Annotated in this window: 16 protein-coding genes and 3 tRNA genes; 6 read left to right on the plus strand and 13 right to left on the minus strand. The window is 53.8% G+C overall.

Annotation, left to right across the window (positions count from 1 at the left end; translation table 11 throughout):
- Nucleotides 1-118: 118 nt before the first annotated feature.
- Entirely contained in the window at nucleotides 119-1,198 is a 1,080-nt protein-coding gene (hemH, locus tag ACFIOZ_RS14320; protein WP_386078943.1) for a ferrochelatase, read from the minus strand.
- A gap of 130 nt (nucleotides 1,199-1,328) precedes the next feature.
- Between hemH and ACFIOZ_RS14325 the strand changes: the two genes are divergently transcribed.
- On the plus strand, nucleotides 1,329-2,912 hold the full coding sequence (locus ACFIOZ_RS14325) for a cryptochrome/photolyase family protein (RefSeq protein ID WP_386078946.1): 1,584 nt from the start codon (nucleotides 1,329-1,331) through the stop codon (nucleotides 2,910-2,912).
- Between the two features lie 27 nt (nucleotides 2,913-2,939).
- Nucleotides 2,940-3,344: a thiol-disulfide oxidoreductase DCC family protein gene (locus tag ACFIOZ_RS14330; protein ID WP_386078949.1), complete on the plus strand. Its 405-nt coding sequence runs from the start codon at nucleotides 2,940-2,942 to the stop codon at nucleotides 3,342-3,344.
- Between the two features lie 6 nt (nucleotides 3,345-3,350).
- On the opposite strand, the gene ACFIOZ_RS14335 is transcribed toward ACFIOZ_RS14330, so the two are convergent.
- From ACFIOZ_RS14335 to rnr, 9 genes are all read right to left on the minus strand, one after another.
- Nucleotides 3,351-3,653 carry a DUF6482 family protein gene (locus ACFIOZ_RS14335; RefSeq protein WP_386078952.1) on the minus strand — a complete coding sequence of 101 codons (303 nt, stop codon included), beginning with the start codon at nucleotides 3,651-3,653 and terminating at the stop codon, nucleotides 3,351-3,353.
- 210 nt (nucleotides 3,654-3,863) lie between these two features.
- On the minus strand, nucleotides 3,864-4,157 hold the full coding sequence (locus ACFIOZ_RS14340) for a hypothetical protein (protein ID WP_022522725.1): 294 nt from the start codon (nucleotides 4,155-4,157) through the stop codon (nucleotides 3,864-3,866).
- Nucleotides 4,158-4,279: 122 nt separating this feature from the next.
- Nucleotides 4,280-5,668, minus strand: a complete 1,389-nt coding sequence (gene dnaB, locus ACFIOZ_RS14345) for a replicative DNA helicase (protein WP_386078954.1) — start codon at nucleotides 5,666-5,668, stop codon at nucleotides 4,280-4,282.
- 245 nt (nucleotides 5,669-5,913) lie between these two features.
- Nucleotides 5,914-6,360: a 50S ribosomal protein L9 gene (gene rplI, locus ACFIOZ_RS14350; protein ID WP_022522724.1), complete on the minus strand. Its 447-nt coding sequence runs from the start codon at nucleotides 6,358-6,360 to the stop codon at nucleotides 5,914-5,916.
- Between the two features lie 15 nt (nucleotides 6,361-6,375).
- Entirely contained in the window at nucleotides 6,376-7,227 is an 852-nt protein-coding gene (locus ACFIOZ_RS14355) for a hypothetical protein (protein WP_386084088.1), read from the minus strand.
- Between the two features lie 12 nt (nucleotides 7,228-7,239).
- Nucleotides 7,240-7,467, minus strand: coding sequence for a 30S ribosomal protein S18 (gene rpsR, locus ACFIOZ_RS14360; RefSeq protein WP_007113337.1), 228 nt, complete (start codon nucleotides 7,465-7,467; stop codon nucleotides 7,240-7,242).
- Nucleotides 7,468-7,500: 33 nt separating this feature from the next.
- Nucleotides 7,501-7,878, minus strand: a complete 378-nt coding sequence (gene rpsF, locus ACFIOZ_RS14365; protein WP_133730183.1) for a 30S ribosomal protein S6 — start codon at nucleotides 7,876-7,878, stop codon at nucleotides 7,501-7,503.
- A gap of 235 nt (nucleotides 7,879-8,113) precedes the next feature.
- Complete coding sequence (gene rlmB, locus ACFIOZ_RS14370) at nucleotides 8,114-8,899, minus strand: 23S rRNA (guanosine(2251)-2'-O)-methyltransferase RlmB (protein ID WP_386078959.1); 786 nt, start codon at nucleotides 8,897-8,899, stop codon at nucleotides 8,114-8,116.
- Between the two features lie 2 nt (nucleotides 8,900-8,901).
- Nucleotides 8,902-11,334, minus strand: a complete 2,433-nt coding sequence (gene rnr / locus ACFIOZ_RS14375) for a ribonuclease R (RefSeq protein WP_386084090.1) — start codon at nucleotides 11,332-11,334, stop codon at nucleotides 8,902-8,904.
- A gap of 249 nt (nucleotides 11,335-11,583) precedes the next feature.
- On the opposite strand from rnr, the gene ACFIOZ_RS14380 reads away from it, so the two are divergent.
- From ACFIOZ_RS14380 to ACFIOZ_RS14390, 3 genes are all read left to right on the plus strand, one after another.
- Nucleotides 11,584-11,670 (plus strand) — tRNA-Leu (locus ACFIOZ_RS14380).
- Between the two features lie 79 nt (nucleotides 11,671-11,749).
- Nucleotides 11,750-11,836: transfer RNA gene (locus tag ACFIOZ_RS14385), tRNA-Leu, on the plus strand.
- 69 nt (nucleotides 11,837-11,905) lie between these two features.
- Nucleotides 11,906-11,992: transfer RNA gene (locus ACFIOZ_RS14390), tRNA-Leu, on the plus strand.
- Nucleotides 11,993-12,081: 89 nt separating this feature from the next.
- Here the strand turns inward: ACFIOZ_RS14390 and ACFIOZ_RS14395 are convergent.
- Nucleotides 12,082-12,927, minus strand: a complete 846-nt coding sequence (locus tag ACFIOZ_RS14395) for a DNA/RNA non-specific endonuclease (RefSeq protein WP_386078962.1) — start codon at nucleotides 12,925-12,927, stop codon at nucleotides 12,082-12,084.
- Between the two features lie 105 nt (nucleotides 12,928-13,032).
- A complete protein-coding gene (locus tag ACFIOZ_RS14400; RefSeq protein WP_008958975.1) occupies nucleotides 13,033-13,308 on the minus strand; it encodes an Lrp/AsnC family transcriptional regulator in 276 nt (91 codons plus the stop codon).
- 285 nt (nucleotides 13,309-13,593) lie between these two features.
- Between ACFIOZ_RS14400 and ACFIOZ_RS14405 the strand changes: the two genes are divergently transcribed.
- Nucleotides 13,594-13,908, plus strand: a complete 315-nt coding sequence (locus ACFIOZ_RS14405) for a high-potential iron-sulfur protein (RefSeq protein WP_386078965.1) — start codon at nucleotides 13,594-13,596, stop codon at nucleotides 13,906-13,908.
- Between the two features lie 80 nt (nucleotides 13,909-13,988).
- On the opposite strand, the gene ACFIOZ_RS14410 is transcribed toward ACFIOZ_RS14405, so the two are convergent.
- Entirely contained in the window at nucleotides 13,989-15,554 is a 1,566-nt protein-coding gene (locus tag ACFIOZ_RS14410) for a SpoVR family protein (protein ID WP_386078968.1), read from the minus strand.
- Nucleotides 15,555-15,558: the final 4 nt, after the last annotated feature.

Consider the following 15,558-nt stretch of genomic DNA (forward strand, 5'->3'; position numbering starts at 1 on the left):
GTACACTTTATAACAGTCAGTTTTGGCTGACCAGTCAAACCCTTAAACGCAAGCAGCCGCAAGCGCCTTAATGCGCACTGCGGCTGCCGCGAGCAAGATTTAACAGCAAATAGTTACACTAGGGAGCCGATAGCCATCCGGCCAACTCATTATTGATGACGGCGAGCAAAGCATCGATATGGTCATCGCGATCATTGAGGCAAGGTATATAGCTGAACGTTTCGCCTCCCGCCTCCATGAAGCTATCGCGGATCTCCTCTTCGATCTCCTCCAAGGTTTCGACACAGTCAGAGGAGAAGGCTGGCGACATAATCGCAATGTGTTTATGCCCCTGCTCGGCGAGCTCCGCCACATGCTTAACGGTTTGCGGGCCGACCCACTTTTCGGGGCCAAACTGCGACTGAAACGCGGTGTCCACCTCCTCTTTGCTAAAGCCAAGTTTCTCGCGGAGCAAACGTGTCGTTTTCTGACACTGGCAGTGGTAAGGATCACCCTCCAACAGGTAGCGCTCGGGAACGCCATGGTAACTGGCCACCAACTTGGTAGGCCGGGTTGAGAAACCGTCATAGGCTTCTTGCACCGAGTTAGCCAACGCCTGAATGTAGGCAGGATGTTCAAAGTATGCTGGCACCGTACGTATATAAGGCTGCCACTTCATCTTCATCAGGGTGCGAAACGCCTGATCATTCGCCGTTGCCGTTGTCGGTGACCCGTACTGAGGATAAAGCGGAAAGAATACGATACGTTCACAGCCCTTCTCTTTTAATCGCGTCAGCACGCTTTCCGTAGAGGGGTTGCCGTAGCGCATGCAGAAATCGACTTCAACATCGTCACCGTAAAGCGCTTTTAAGCGCGCGGTCATCTTCTCCGTCTGGGCACGCGTCGTTGTCAGCAACGGGCTTTCGTTCTTTTCATTATTCCAGATGCCACGGTAGGCCTTGCCCGATGAGAACGGGCGCTTAGTCAAAATAATCAGTTGAAGTAGCGGTTGCCATTTCCAACCGGCATAGTCGACCACGCGCTTGTCCGACAGAAATTCATTGAGGTAACGACGCATTGACCAATAGTCAGTGGCATCCGGGGTGCCCAGGTTCGCTAGCACAACGCCCACCTTGGCACGCGCTACCGGCGGATGATCGCTGGGTGCATGGGCCAAACGGCCCTCGCCCGGCTGATCCTTGACGACATACTCGGTCATTACTCATGCTCCTGAAAAATAGCGATGGTGCTCGGTACATATATCAATTAACTAAATCCTAACACTTTTCGGCAAAGTGGCGGCATAAAGTTATACTATCAACATCATTTGTATAACCCTGAGGCAACTCATGTCCAAGCCTTTGCTTTTAGTTCTTGGCGATCAGCTCTCATTTTCACTCACAACGCTGCAAAACGTGCCCGCTAATGCCGTCGTCGCCCTGTGCGAAGTCGCTGAAGAAGCGCGCTATGTGCCGCACCATATTCACAAAATTGGCCTCTTTTTGGCCGCCATGCGTCATTTTGCCCAGGCGCTGCGCGACAAAGGCTTTCAAGTACATTACAGCGCGCTGGATGATGCGGATAACTGTCACTCACTCATTGAGGAGGCCGAACGCATCGCCCAACAGTATGGCTGCGATGAGATACGCGTTGCCCGACCGGGGGAGTGGCGACTATGGGCGTCGATGCAGCAGCGCGAAAGTTTAACGACTCCCTGGCGACTCCTTGAGGACGATCGCTTCTTCACCACCCCGGAGGATTTCGCCCACTGGGCCAAAGGCCGCAAACAGCTTCGACTTGAGTACTTTTACCGGGAGCAGCGCAAGCGTACCGGGCTCTTGATGGAGGGCGACGAACCCGCCGGCGGCAAATGGAATTTTGACCACGATAATCGCCAGCCTATCAAGGCCGCGCTCGAGTTTCCTGAGCTTCCTCAACACCGCCAGGATGAGATCACCCAAGAAGCGCTCAGCGATGCCAAGCGTCACTTCGGCGACCACATGGGGTCTGCGGAAAATTTCAACCTACCGGTCACTCGCCGCCAAGCGCTGGGGGATTTACACCATTTCATGAATCATGGACTGGCGGATTTTGGCCGCTATCAGGATGCAATCAGCGACTCAGCTCCCTATCTGTATCACTCGCGGCTTTCTGCGGCGATGAACATTGGCTTGCTGTCGCCCCATGAGGTCTGCGCAGCCGCTGAGCAGCGCTATTACGATGGTGATGTACCGATCAACGCCGCCGAGGGGTTTATCCGCCAAATTCTTGGCTGGCGCGAATATGTACGCGGGCTCTACTGGACACAGATGCCAAGCTATAAAAGCGCCAACCAGCTAGGTTTTAAGCGCGATTTACCCGCCTTTTACTGGGACGCTGATACCGATATGCGCTGCCTGCAGCGTGCTATTCAGATGACTATCGACAACTGCTACGCCCACCATATTCAACGACTGATGGTCACGGGCAATTTCGCACTGCTATGCGGCGTTAAACCCGAGGCACTATGCGACTGGTACCTAGCCGTTTATGCCGACGCCAGCGAGTGGGTAGAGCTGCCTAACACGTTGGGCATGGTGCTGCATGCAGACGGTGGCTTAATGGGCTCAAAGCCCTACTGCGCCTCGGGTAAATATATCGACAAAATGTCCGACCATTGCCAGCACTGCCGCTACTCACCCAAGCAGGTAACGGGGCCTAACGCCTGCCCTTTCAATAGCCTGTACTGGCACTTTCTTGAAAACAACGCCGAGCAATTGAATAAAAATCCGCGCATGAAGCTGATATACGGCTCGCTTAGCCGTATGTCTGAAGACAAGCGTGAAGCAATGCACCAGCAGGCTGAAAGCTTCTTGGCGCAATTGAAAGTATCACCTGGCTACGGGCAAACCTGTCACACTGCAGGCTATGCCACTACCACAGGCAATAGCTAATACGATCGATACTCAGAAGGAGCCCCAATGAGCCGCTACGCACCGCTAAACGCGTCACCGCCGGTTACGCTATTTCACGACGGTCACTGCCCTTTCTGCCAGCAGGAAGTCGCGTGGCTTAAGAAGCATCGCCATCGGGAACATATTGCGCTGGTAGATATTCAGGCTGGGGGCTTTAACGCCAAGGAGCATGGAAAAGAATTTAACGCCATGATGGGACAATTGCACCTGCGCGATAGCCAAGGGAATTGGTTCATCGGTATGGATGCCAGCCGTGCCCTCTATGCAGTGTTGGGCTATCAGCGGCTGGTGAAGTTGTCTTGCTTACCAGGTCTATACGGCGCAATGAACGCCGGTTACCGGTATTTTGCCCGTCGCCGAATCAGGCTTGGGCGGTGGTGGGAAAAGCGTCAGGCTAAACGTCAAAGATGAGTAGTGTTAAAAGACAAGCGGCATACGCGATGTAAGTGGCTCACTATAGTGTGCATCGCGGCCTATTACTTCATCATGCGGTACGTGCTGAACCAGGTATGCGCGGTGTATTCCAGCGCGCTTGAGATCCATATAGGCATCGTCCAGCGAGCGAAACAGCATCGGCTTGGCACGCTGCATCAGCATATGGCGCTCACCTTCCACGTCTTCCAGCTCAATTTGATAAAAACGGCTGCCCGAATGGGTAATCACGCGAATTTCAAAGTTGTCGTGATTGGCGACAAACTGCTTAAGATCCTTCAGTTCCATGGTTCCCTCCTATTATTTGGCTATTTCATACGTTATGTCAGACGGTATGTCTTCAGAATATGTCATCAGGGCACAGCATGACTGCACCCTATGACACTTCTGTTGCCCCGTCATTGCAATGTAATGACAACAAGCAATCACTAGACATTAATAGCTAGGAGGCCAATAGTGCAAGAGAGTTCCTGACCGGAAGGTCAAGACATCATTCGATCATTGATATTCAGAGGGGTCGATGGCTTTACCAAGCGAATTGCGGTCAATCCAATTGCCCCCCTTAGTCTCTTTGTAGCGAAACACGACCTTATCTCCCACCGTCACAGGCAGCTCGCCATCTTCGGTCTGGTAACTATACTTCTCGCCCGCGACTACCAAATGGTAGCGATAAAGGTCAGGCATACCCAGCCACTCTTTGAAAGGGCCTTCCCGCTCTATCGCCTCTAGCTCACCGCGACCTTCTAACTTAGGAAGGCGCTGCCGGTTACCGCGCCGAAATCCACCTGCCATTTGCTGCTCCCGTTTTTACATATCGTGGGTGGGGCATTATACGAGCTCGCTCCCCATCCTCAAGTGACTCATCACAAAGCTGTCTCTACAAATCAGTCGTTACAAAACCAGTCTTTACAAAACTAGTCACCGAACGCTTGGCCGTAACTGTCCGGGGCCAAATCCTCAAAGCGGGTATATCTGCCGATAAACGCCATATGCACCGTGCCGATAGGGCCATTACGCTGCTTACCGATAATCAACTCGGCTATCCCCTGATTGTCAGGATTATCTGGATTATAGACCTCATCGCGATAAACGAAGGCAATGACGTCTGCATCCTGCTCGATCGCTCCAGACTCCCTAAGATCCGACATAACCGGACGCTTGTTGGGACGCTGCTCCAAGGAGCGGTTTAGCTGGGAGAGTGCCACGACGGGGCAACTAAACTCTTTTGCCAACCCCTTCAAGGAGCGTGAAATCTCGGAAATCTCGCCAGTACGGTTTTCACCAAAGCCAGGGATCTGCATCAACTGCAGATAATCGATCATCACCAACGCAATATTGCCGTGTTCACGCACCACACGGCGTAATCTTGAGCGCATCTCGTTGGGTGACAAGGCCGCGGTATCGTCGATAAACAGCTGCTTGTCTTTAAGCAGATTGACGGCGGAGGTAAGGCGTGGCCAATCCTCGTCTTCCAACTGCCCGGTACGCACCCGGGTCTGATCAATCCTACCTAGAGACGACAGCATCCTCAGCATCAGCGACTCGGCGGGCATCTCCATGGAGAACACCATTACCGGCTTGTCGCTGGAGATAACCGCATGCTCCACCAAGTTCATCGCGAAGGTGGTTTTACCCATAGAGGGCCTTCCGGCGATGACCACCATATCGGAAGGCTGTAAACCGGAAGTCATTTCATCCAGGTCACGGAATCCGGTGGAAAGCCCGGTCATCTCACCTTTTAGATTAAACAGCTCGTCGATGCGATCAACCGCTTTGGTCAGTAGATCACTCATGCCAATAGGCCCGCCCGTTTTGGGACGCTCCTCGGCAATCTGGAACACTAACCGCTCGGCTTCGTTGAGTAACTCATCCGCTGGACGCCCCTGGGGCGTAAAGGCGCTATCGGCAATTTGGTTAGCAGCACGGATCAGCTTACGTAGCGTTGCCCGCTCACGCACGATATCCGCGTAGGCGCGAATATTGCTGGCAGAAGGTGTGTTACGCGCAAGCTCAGCCAAAAACGCCAATCCGCCTACGGTATCCAAATGATCACGCGCTTCCAGCGCTTCGGAAAGCGTCACCACGTCCAGAGGTTGACCGGATTCCGCCAGATGAATCATCACGTTGAATACCAAACGGTGCTCATAGCGGTAGAAATCATCAGCGACCAACCGCTCTGAGACGTTATCCCAAGCCTGGTTATCCAGCATGAGCCCGCCTAGTACCGACTGCTCCGCCTCCAACGAATGCGGCGGCAGTTTTAACGCTGCCGTTTCTTTATCGGCAGAAGGCTGGTCCTGCATAGCGAGCTCCTTTAAACACAACGGTGTAGCCGGTGAAGATGCTTATCTTAGCCGTATGTAGCGCGACTACCAACACGATCAAGATGTTGCCTTAAAATACCCAGCAGCAATGGGCTAGATAGTTTAGGCAACACCCAGCACCCAGAAAAACAAAAGGCGCGGGAGAAACCCCGCGCCTTTTGAGGCAGCTGTCTTAGCTGCAGTTAGTAACGGCGTTACGCTGTTACTAACTTAATTACACTCACTTACTCTGCAACTACTACTACGCGTACAACAGCGTCCACTTCAGCATGCAAATGAAGGGTGATGTCGTATTCGCCGGTTTGACGAATCGGGCCATTCGGCATACGTACTTCGCTCTTGGCAATATCGATGCCAGCAGAGGAAATCGCATCAGCCAGGTCACGCGGGCCGATAGAACCAAACAGTTTGCCTTCGTCGCCTGCTTTGGAAACCAAAGAGAGCTCGATGTCATTTAGCTGCTCAGCACGCGCTTCGGCTTCTGCCTTACGCTCAGCGGCTTGCGCTTCGAGCTCAGCACGCTGTGCTTCAAACGCTTCGATGTTATCTTTAGTGGCCGGTACGGCTAAACCGTAAGGCACCAAGTAGTTACGACCATAACCAGGCTTCACAGTGACCTTGTCACCCAGGCCGCCCAGCTTACCAATGTTGTCGAGCAGAATGACTTCCATCTCGTAAACCTCTTGTCAGTTGCTGCGGGCAAGGCGTGCGCGAACGTTCGCGAATGTATCAATCAGCCCCAACAGCAGCACAATGAGAATCGTGGGCCAGGTCGTGATCAGTAGCACATAAAATGCTACCAGCCACAGCCCGTTCATCCCCTTTATTCCAATAAAACCATGCACTAACGCAACGCCAGCGACCAATAGCGGAATCCAACCCAGCATCGCCAGAGCATGAGCACCCAGCAGCATACCGATCACCCCAATAGCGACCAACACGGCCAGCTCTTTGGGGGCTAAGCGCAGTGCGTGGAACTCTTGCCGGAAGCCACCTGGGTTATACAACCCAGCTTGCCAACTCCGCGCAAGTGCCAGACACAGGATAGCTGCCAACAGCACCACAAACCCGGTCACTCCCCCCACTACCAGCGAGGCAATGGTTTGAGTATCGTAACCCTGATTGGCAAATTCCGTGAGCATGCGATCCACTTCTTCCGAACCTTCTCGCAACTGCTCAAGCATTAGCTCAGTGCCACCTGGCGGACTGAAGATGCCAAGCTGAACCATGACAGCGGCGACCAACGTCCCCACAATCAGGGTCTCACCCCAACGCATCCTCTCACGCAGGATGACGGCCATCAGCGTAACCAGCAGTAAGCTAGCCAGCGGAATTACGTCACCCTGAGCCCACCACCAACCGGCAGGTAGTGCTGCAGCGACAATGACAGGTAGCGCAGGAGCAAAGCCTCTGCGTAAGGTCATCAACGCGGCGATGGCTGCACCTAACCAGAACAGCCAGGGCACTAGCGTTGCCAAGGCAGCCCCGCCTGCAGCGTAAGGCGTGCCCCGCATTAGCCATCGGGCTAGTGCCAGCATCACGTTAAACGCTTACTGGTGGCTATCGGAGTAGGGCAGCAGTGCCAGATAGCGCGAGCGCTTAATAGCGGTCGCCAACTGACGCTGATAGCGTGCTTTGGTGCCGGTAATACGGCTTGGAACGATCTTGCCGGTTTCAGTAACGTAGGCCTTCAGCGTGTCCAGATCTTTGTAATCGATCTGCTTGATGCCTTCAGCGGTAAAGCGGCAAAACTTACGGCGACGGAAAAAACGTGCCATGGACTAGCTCCTTAAAACGTGCAGTGAATAAAATCAGGCAGTTTCTTCTTCTTCAGCGCGCGGTTTCTCTTCGCGACGCGGACGTTTTTCTTCTGCCGGTTTCATCATCGGAGAAGCTTCAGTAACAGCTTCTTTGCAGCGAACAACCAAGCTGCGGATAATGGCGTCGTTGTAACGGAAGATGTTCTCGATCTCATCGAGGGTCTCACCGGTACATTCAACGTTCATCAGCACGTAGTGGGCTTTGTGGATCTTGTTGATCGGGTAAGCCAAATGACGGCGGCCCCAATCTTCTAGACGGTGCACAGTGCCGCTGTTTTCAGTAACGATGCTGGTGTAGCGTTCAACCATCGCCGGCACCTGCTCGCTTTGATCCGGGTGGACCATAAACACGATTTCGTAATGACGCATGGGATCTCCTTGCGGTTTGACAGCTTCCGTTGAGTGCCATTGCGAAGTGCAATAAACAACGACAAGGAAGCAAGGAGTTAACTGAAGTGCTCCGCCACCGCACTAGGCGGCTACCGGGGCATCAAACAGAACTTTTATTTCAACAACTGTTTTTCACGACAGTTTCAATTACTAATTCTCACAGCTAACGCCCGCTTGCAGACAAACGGGCGCGTGTATCTTAGTAGTACGGCGATTAACTTGCAAGCTGACGCTGGCGAACAGCCTCAAATAGACAAATACCAGTGGCCACCGAAACATTAAGGCTAGAGACTTCACCGGCCATAGGTAATTTGGCAAGATTATCGCATGCTTCGCGAGTTAAGCGTCGCATCCCCTTCCCTTCGGCACCCATCACTAACGCCGTCGGGCCGGTCATATCTATATCGAAGACGCTTGACTGGGCCTCCCCTGCCGTACCGGTTATCCACACACCGGCATCTTTTAGCTTGGCCAGAGTGCGCGCCAGGTTAGTCACTTGATAAACCGGCACGACCTCAGCGGCACCACAGGCGACCTTGCGCACCGTTGCATTAAGTGGTGCAGCCTTATCCTTTGCCACAATGACCCCATGGGCACCGGCGGCATCAGCACTGCGCAGGCAGGCGCCAAAGTTGTGCACGTCCGTCACTCCATCCAGAATTAGCAACAGCGGTGGTGTAGACGAGGGCCATGCGCGCAGCTTAAGCCAAAGCGACTCTTCACCTTCTGGGGTTAACGGGGGGCAGAACGCCACCACCCCCTGATGAGCCGCGCCCTGGGTTAATTGATCGAGCAGGTCGCGGGGCTGCTCTTTCACTTTAGCCCCTTGCGCTTGTGCGTGAGCGATCAGCTCCTTTAAGCGACTCCCCGCCCCTTGCTGCACCCAGAGTTCGCGCGGTGCTTCACCTCTGTCCAGTAGGCTTTGCAGGGCATGAACGCCGTATACCTGATCCAGGCCATCGGGAGTCTTAGGCCCCCGCCGAGATGACGCCGACTTCATGCTCAACCCTTATTCGGTGATGGTTTGCGCGGGCCATTACGGGTGCGACGGGGGCCACGACGGGTGGCGGGCTTCTCGCTAGTGGATTTCTTCTCACCAGCCGTTTTTGCGCTATCGCCTTTCACACCAGCGCCTTTAGCACCAGCACCCTCTTGCCCACCACGGCTCTTACGCGGCTGGCGGCGTGGGCGAGGTTTTTCATCCCCCAGACCGAAGTCAATCTTACGGTCATCCATATCGACACGCGCCACCTGAACGGTAAGGCCATCACCCAAGCGATAGGTCGTGCCGGTGCGCTCACCTTTAAGACGGTGCTTCTCAGCTTCGTAGTGGTAGTAGTCCGAAGGCAGCGATGTCACATGTACCAAGCCTTCCACGAAGAACTCATCCAGACGAACAAACAGACCAAACTGAGTGACCGACGCGATAGTACCTTCGAACATCTCGCCGAGCTTGTCAGACATAAACTCACACTTCAGCCAACTCTCTACATCACGAGTGGCTTCATCGGCGCGGCGCTCAGTCATTGAGCAGTGCTCACCCAGCTCAAGCATCTGCTCAAAGGTATACGGACACCACTTGCTGGGCGGCTCAACCGGCGCACCCTCTACGCGCAGCACCGTGTTGGTCTGACGCGGGCCGCGGATCACAGAACGAATAGCACGGTGCACTAACAGATCAGGATAGCGGCGAATTGGCGAGGTGAAGTGGGCGTAGGCTTGATACGCCAAGCCAAAGTGACCTTCGTTTTGTGGCGAATAGACCGCCTGATTCATCGAACGCAGCATGACTGTTTGGATGATATCGAAGTCAGGGCGCTCAGCAATCGCCTCACGCAGCGCCTGATAATCCTGTGGCGTCGGCATATCACCACCGCCAACGGAAAGCCCCAGCTCGTTTAAGAAGAGGCGCAGCTTGTCTAGGCGCTCTGGCGTTGGCCGCTCATGAATTCGGTAGAGTGCAGGCAAATCATGTTTATCCAGAAAGCGAGCAGTCGCCACGTTGGCGGCCAGCATGCACTCCTCAATAAGCTTATGAGCATTATTACGGCTACGCGGAACAATTTTTTCGATTTTGCGTTCGTCATTGAAGATGATCGCCGTTTCAGTGGTATCAAAATCAATAGCGCCACGTTCAACACGCGCTTCTCGCAACAAATAGTAGAGCTCTTCCAGATTTTTCAGCGGCTTAACAAGTTCGCTGTGTTCTGCCCGGAGCGTTTCACCCTCTTCGCTCTCCTCATCAAGAATTGCGGCCACCTTGTTATAGGTCAGGCGAGCATGGGAGTTCATCACAGCTTCGTAGAAGCGGTAGCGGCTAATCGCGCCGGTTTGCGAGATATTCATCTCGCAAACCATGACCAAGCGATCCACATGGGGGTTAAGCGAACAGAGCCCGTTGGAGAGCAGCTCCGGCAGCATGGGCACCACTTGACCGGGGAAATAGACCGAGTTGCCCCGAGTCCGCGCTTCATCGTCAAGAGCCGTACCGGGGCGTACATAGTGGGAAACATCCGCGATGGCGACGAGCAGCTTCCAACTGCCGGATTTGGTTTTCCAAGCACACACAGCGTCATCAAAGTCTTTGGCAGACTCATCGTCGATGGTAACCAGCGGTACATCACGCAAATCAACGCGGTGTTGCTTATCCCCTTCTAGTACTTCTGCCGAAATACCGGAGGTCTGATCAAGCACCTCCGGCGGAAACTCTGCAGGAATATCGTAACTGCGAATGGCAATATCAATTTCCATACCGGGATCCATACGCTCACCCAGCACTTCGACCACTTCGCCCACCGGCTGCACCCGGGTGGCCGGCTGTTGGACAATCTTGGCCGAGATCACCTGGCCATCCTTAGCGCCACCGCAGGCGCTATGAGGAATAATCACCTCCTGAGTAATACGCGGGTTTTCCGGTATCAGAATGCCAAACTCAGGAGTGTTGCTACGATAAACACCAACGATGGTTTGCGTGTTACGCGCAATGACATCGGCAATGGTCGCCTCATCACGACCGCGTCGGTCACGCCCGCTAATGCGTGCCAGTACATGGTCACCATGAAAGACACGACGCATTTGGCGTGGGGGCAATACCAGGTCGGGCTTTTTGCCATCATCGCGCAGCAGAAAACCGAAGCCATCACGATGCCCAAGCACCTTGCCTTTAATCAGATCGAGTTTATCGATCAACGCGTAAGCACCGCGGCGATCGCGCAGCACTTGGCCATCGCGCTCCATAGCCGCCAACCGGCGCCTAACGGCTTCTATGAGTTCTTCGTCTTCCAGCCCTAGCATGCGGCTCATATTTTCGTGGGTAATAGGCTTGCCATAGCTTTCTAACGCAGCCAGCAGATACTCACGGCTCGGCGCTGGGTTGCCATATTTATGCGCCTCGCGCTCAGCGTGTGGATCATCACTCAACGTCCAGTACTTCATGCGATCAACATCCTTGATGGCGTCATTTGCGAGAGGCATAAAAAAGGCGCAAACGCGGTGCGTTGCGAGCTGGGTATTTCAGCGTTTGATAGGCTGAAATGAATAGAGTTTTGTTTAGTCATAGGCGCAGTATAGCGCTGCACGTTCAATCACCCAACCGTCTTAGACGTTGTTTATACAATTTGCCTTATAAAAAGCGCCTGTTGGGTCTTGCATTTAACCATCACCCCGGTATTATACGCGCCACTTGCCCAGATGGCGGAATTGGTAGACGCGCTAGCTTCAGGTGCTAGTGTCCGTATGGACGTGGAGGTTCAAGTCCTCTTCTGGGCACCAAACTGCTTTTATGCTATCTATTGGTATAAGCAGTACAGTGCTAAGGCAAGTGGTAACAAGCAAGGCAAGGTTTGTGTTCGCCCAGGTGGCGGAATTGGTAGACGCGCTAGCTTCAGGTGCTAGTGTCTGTATGGACGTGGAGGTTCAAGTCCTCTCCTGGGCACCATACGAACACAACCGGTAAAAAGTCAGTTGATACTGACTAATTTGTAAATGACTAAGCTGTAAATGATGCGCCCAGGTGGCGGAATTGGTAGACGCGCTAGCTTCAGGTGCTAGTGTCCGTATGGACGTGGAGGTTCAAGTCCTCTCCTGGGCACCATGACTTACATGGGCCAGTCCGCATCATTATGATTCTTCCCCCGATTATACTTTGCTGACTTTATTCTCCTTTCTTTATTCCCCCCCAATTTATTGAAACCGCCCCGGCCGCTTCGCTACTTCTCCCAGCGCCCACCCTTGTGTACGAAGCTCACCTTCCAGGACAGCCTCAAGCGGTGGTGCCAGGTCTGGGAAGAAGTTAAGCCCTGTGCGCGCTTCAATTTCATCGATGGTCACTAAGTAGTCATCTAACGGCTCATTGCCGCGCACGTCTTGCGGCATGATGAAGGCCAGCGCGAGTGGCCCTTCGCTATGCGGCACCACGATGATTTTATAAAACGCTTCCGGCACTTCAACCAGCCCAACGCGATTAAAGACGTTATCCATAAAGTGCTCTGGAAAAATGGGGCCAGTAATCACTTGCAAGCGGTCAAAACGCGGCGCGAAGTGATCCATTACCGCCTCTTCCAAGCGCTGCCAGAGCTGCCGGTTCAGGTTGGGGCGCTGCGGGGTCATATTGCTCATTAGGAAGGTATCGACCTGAGCGCTGCGCCCATGCACCGCCGCAATGGCGTAGTTGGGTGCTAAATGGCCTCGGTCGTAACCGCTACCGGCGTAGCTGTCGGTGCCTATCGGCCACAGCGTGCGCCAATCGGCTTGGAAATTTGGCCTTGGGCCAATGCTTGAGTCGTCTACTGCTTCAACCTGATAACTCACCCATAGCGGGTTGACCCGCACATCGGACCAGCCCACCAAGTAGCCATCGTTGCGCAACACCCGGTGTATTGTCGTCGGGCGAAACTCCTCCCAAGTGGGCACCCCCATCCAGGTGTAAGCATCTTTATGCTGCCGCTCCTGAAACTCCCACAGCCCTGTGCCAACCACCACAAAAAGCACGGCAATGCCCAAGCGTCGCCCCTGCCGACGCCAGCTCAAAAGCGATGTTCCCAACAGATTTTCCCCTTGTTAAATGCTTACATTAGTGTTTTTTCATTTTTACTGCGTCCGTGAACGCTTTGCGTGTAACCAAATAATAAAGGGCTACCAACCCAAAGAGAACATGGTTTCAAGATCGTGGCGGGAGTGAACCTGCATGGCATTCAGGGTCTCGGTATCGCTAATTCCTTCCACGGCGTTTAAGCGCTCCGTCACCAATTCGGCCAAGCTTTCAAAATCACGGGTGCGGGCAATCGCCACGAGATCATAACGGCCACAGGTGGAGTAAACTTCGCTAATGCCTTCTACATCAGCCAGGCGCTCGGCCACAGCCTTGACCTGGCCTTTATCAGTATTGATTAAAATAACTGCATTTTGCATGGCACGCCCCTTAGAGAAAATGGTCATAAAAAGTAATGTCGAAGATGCGCAGAGTATAGCAGCGACAAGGAAGCTAGCGCAGCACCCTGCTACGGCGTGACCAATTGTCGCTATCCCAGCAGCACTATTCGCACAACCCTTGTACATCCGCTAGCATGTAGTTGAAGTGTAGGATTGAAAGATGCAGCAAAAAGCTCCGGCTTATAAGGTGATGCGGAGCATAAAGAGGTGGATAACCACCCGATAACGTGACCAAACGTCAGACCGTGACGATAAGGAGTAATCATGGCTAATAAGAGCCGTCGTGACTTTATGCGTAACAGTATGCTGGGCCTTGCGGCTCTGCCACTGGGAGCGGGTATTCTTTCCAAGAGTGCTTTTGCCCAAGAGCTGCCGCGCCTTGATCCTTCCGCAACCAATGCACAAGCGCTGAACTATGTGGAAGACGCCAGTGAAGCTAGCGACCACCCTGCGTATGAAGAGGGCGAACGCTGCGATAACTGCATGTTCTATAAAGCAGAAAATGAGGGCTGCCAGCTATTTCCTGAGAATAGCGTAGCGCCTGCTGGCTGGTGCCAATCCTGGACCGCCCAAGCTTAAGCGTTTAGAAGTTGATAGCTGTATGAGAACCTCTACCCCGCCTTTTGAGCGGGGTAGCTTTGTTTAAAGCACGTTAGTGGCTAAGCGGTCGGGCTTTCATCCTCTACCGGCCAGTGAAAACGCCGCGTGACTCGCCCCTCTTCCAAAGAGACTAGATGAACGGGAAACCCCCACAGCTGCTGTAAATGGCGTATCACCGGATAAACGCTGCGCCCTAATGGCCGCCGGCTATCCTGAACGTGATGCAGCGTTAGCGAGCGATCCCCACGAATGGCAGCCTCCACCACTTGAATATTGGGCTCACGAACAGAGAGCGCGTATTGCGTAGCTAACGCTTCCCGAACCTGACGGTACCCCTGCTCGTTATGAATCGCTGCTACTTCAAGAGTCTCCACTTGATCATCGTCCACCACCAAAAACAGCTTATGATCACGCATTACCTTCGGTGATAAAAACTGCTGAATAAACGACTCATCCTTGAAATTACGCATCGCAAACTCCAGCGTTTCCCGCCAAGGAGTGCCCGCTATATCAGGGAACCACTCGCGATCCTCATCGGTGGGTGCTTCGCAGATCCGCTTAATATCCATAAAGATCGCGAACCCTAACGCATAGGGGTTAATGCCACTGAAGTGAGGATGATCAAACGCGGGCTGGTTAATAACCGCCGCATGCGACTGCAAAAACTCCAGCATCAGCCCCTCATCGACATTGCCATCGTCGTAGAGCCGGTTCATCAAGGTGTAATGCCAGAAGCACGCCCACCCTTCATTCATTACCTGGGTTTGCCGCTGAGGGTAAAAGTACTGCGCCAGCTTACGAACGATACGCACGATTTCACGCTGCCAAGGGGCCAATAGCGGCGCATTCTTTTCAATGAAGTAGAGCAGGTTCTCCTGAGGTTCGGGGGGGTAATGGCCACCGCTGTGCAAGCCCAAAGGGTCATCGTCGGCATGCAGGCTGCCCGGTAGTGGCACTTCCCCGGCGGGCGTCTCGGGAATAGTACGCCAGAGCATATTGACCTGGGTCTGCAGGTAGGTTTCTCGCTCCTCCTGACGCTTCGCTTCCTCTTCGGCGGAGATCGGCGAGGGACGCTTGTAACGGTCGACCCCGTAGTTTTGTAGCGCATGGCAAGCATCCAGCAACTGCTCGACGGCCTGGACGCCGTGGCGCTCTTCACACTTGGCGATATATTTACGCGCAAACACCAGGTAATCAACGATAGACGAAGCGTCGGTCCAGGCCCGGAACAGGTAGTTACCCTTAAAGAAGGAGTTGTGGCCGTAGCAGGCGTGGGCCATCACCAACACCTGCATCATCAGCGTGTTTTCCTCCATTAAATAGGCGATGCAGGGGTCTGAATTGATCACCAACTCATAGGCCAGGCCCATCTGGCCGCGTTTATACGCCTGCTCCACGGCCAGAAACTGCTTGCCGAACGACCAGTGGTGATAGCCCACTGGCATGCCCACGCTGGCATAGGCGTCCATCATCTGCTCGGTAGTAATGACTTCTATCTGGTTGGGATAGGTATCCAGCCGATACTCATCGGCGAGCCTAGCCAGCTCCGCATCAAAACGCTCCAGTACACTGAAGTTCCAATCGGAGCCAGTGGCAATCGGCTTACGCTTGCGGGTCGCACTCATAGCC

Origin of the sequence: Vreelandella sp. F11 (assembly GCF_042466685.1) — a bacterium.
In the GTDB taxonomy this organism is placed as follows: domain Bacteria; phylum Pseudomonadota; class Gammaproteobacteria; order Pseudomonadales; family Halomonadaceae; genus Vreelandella.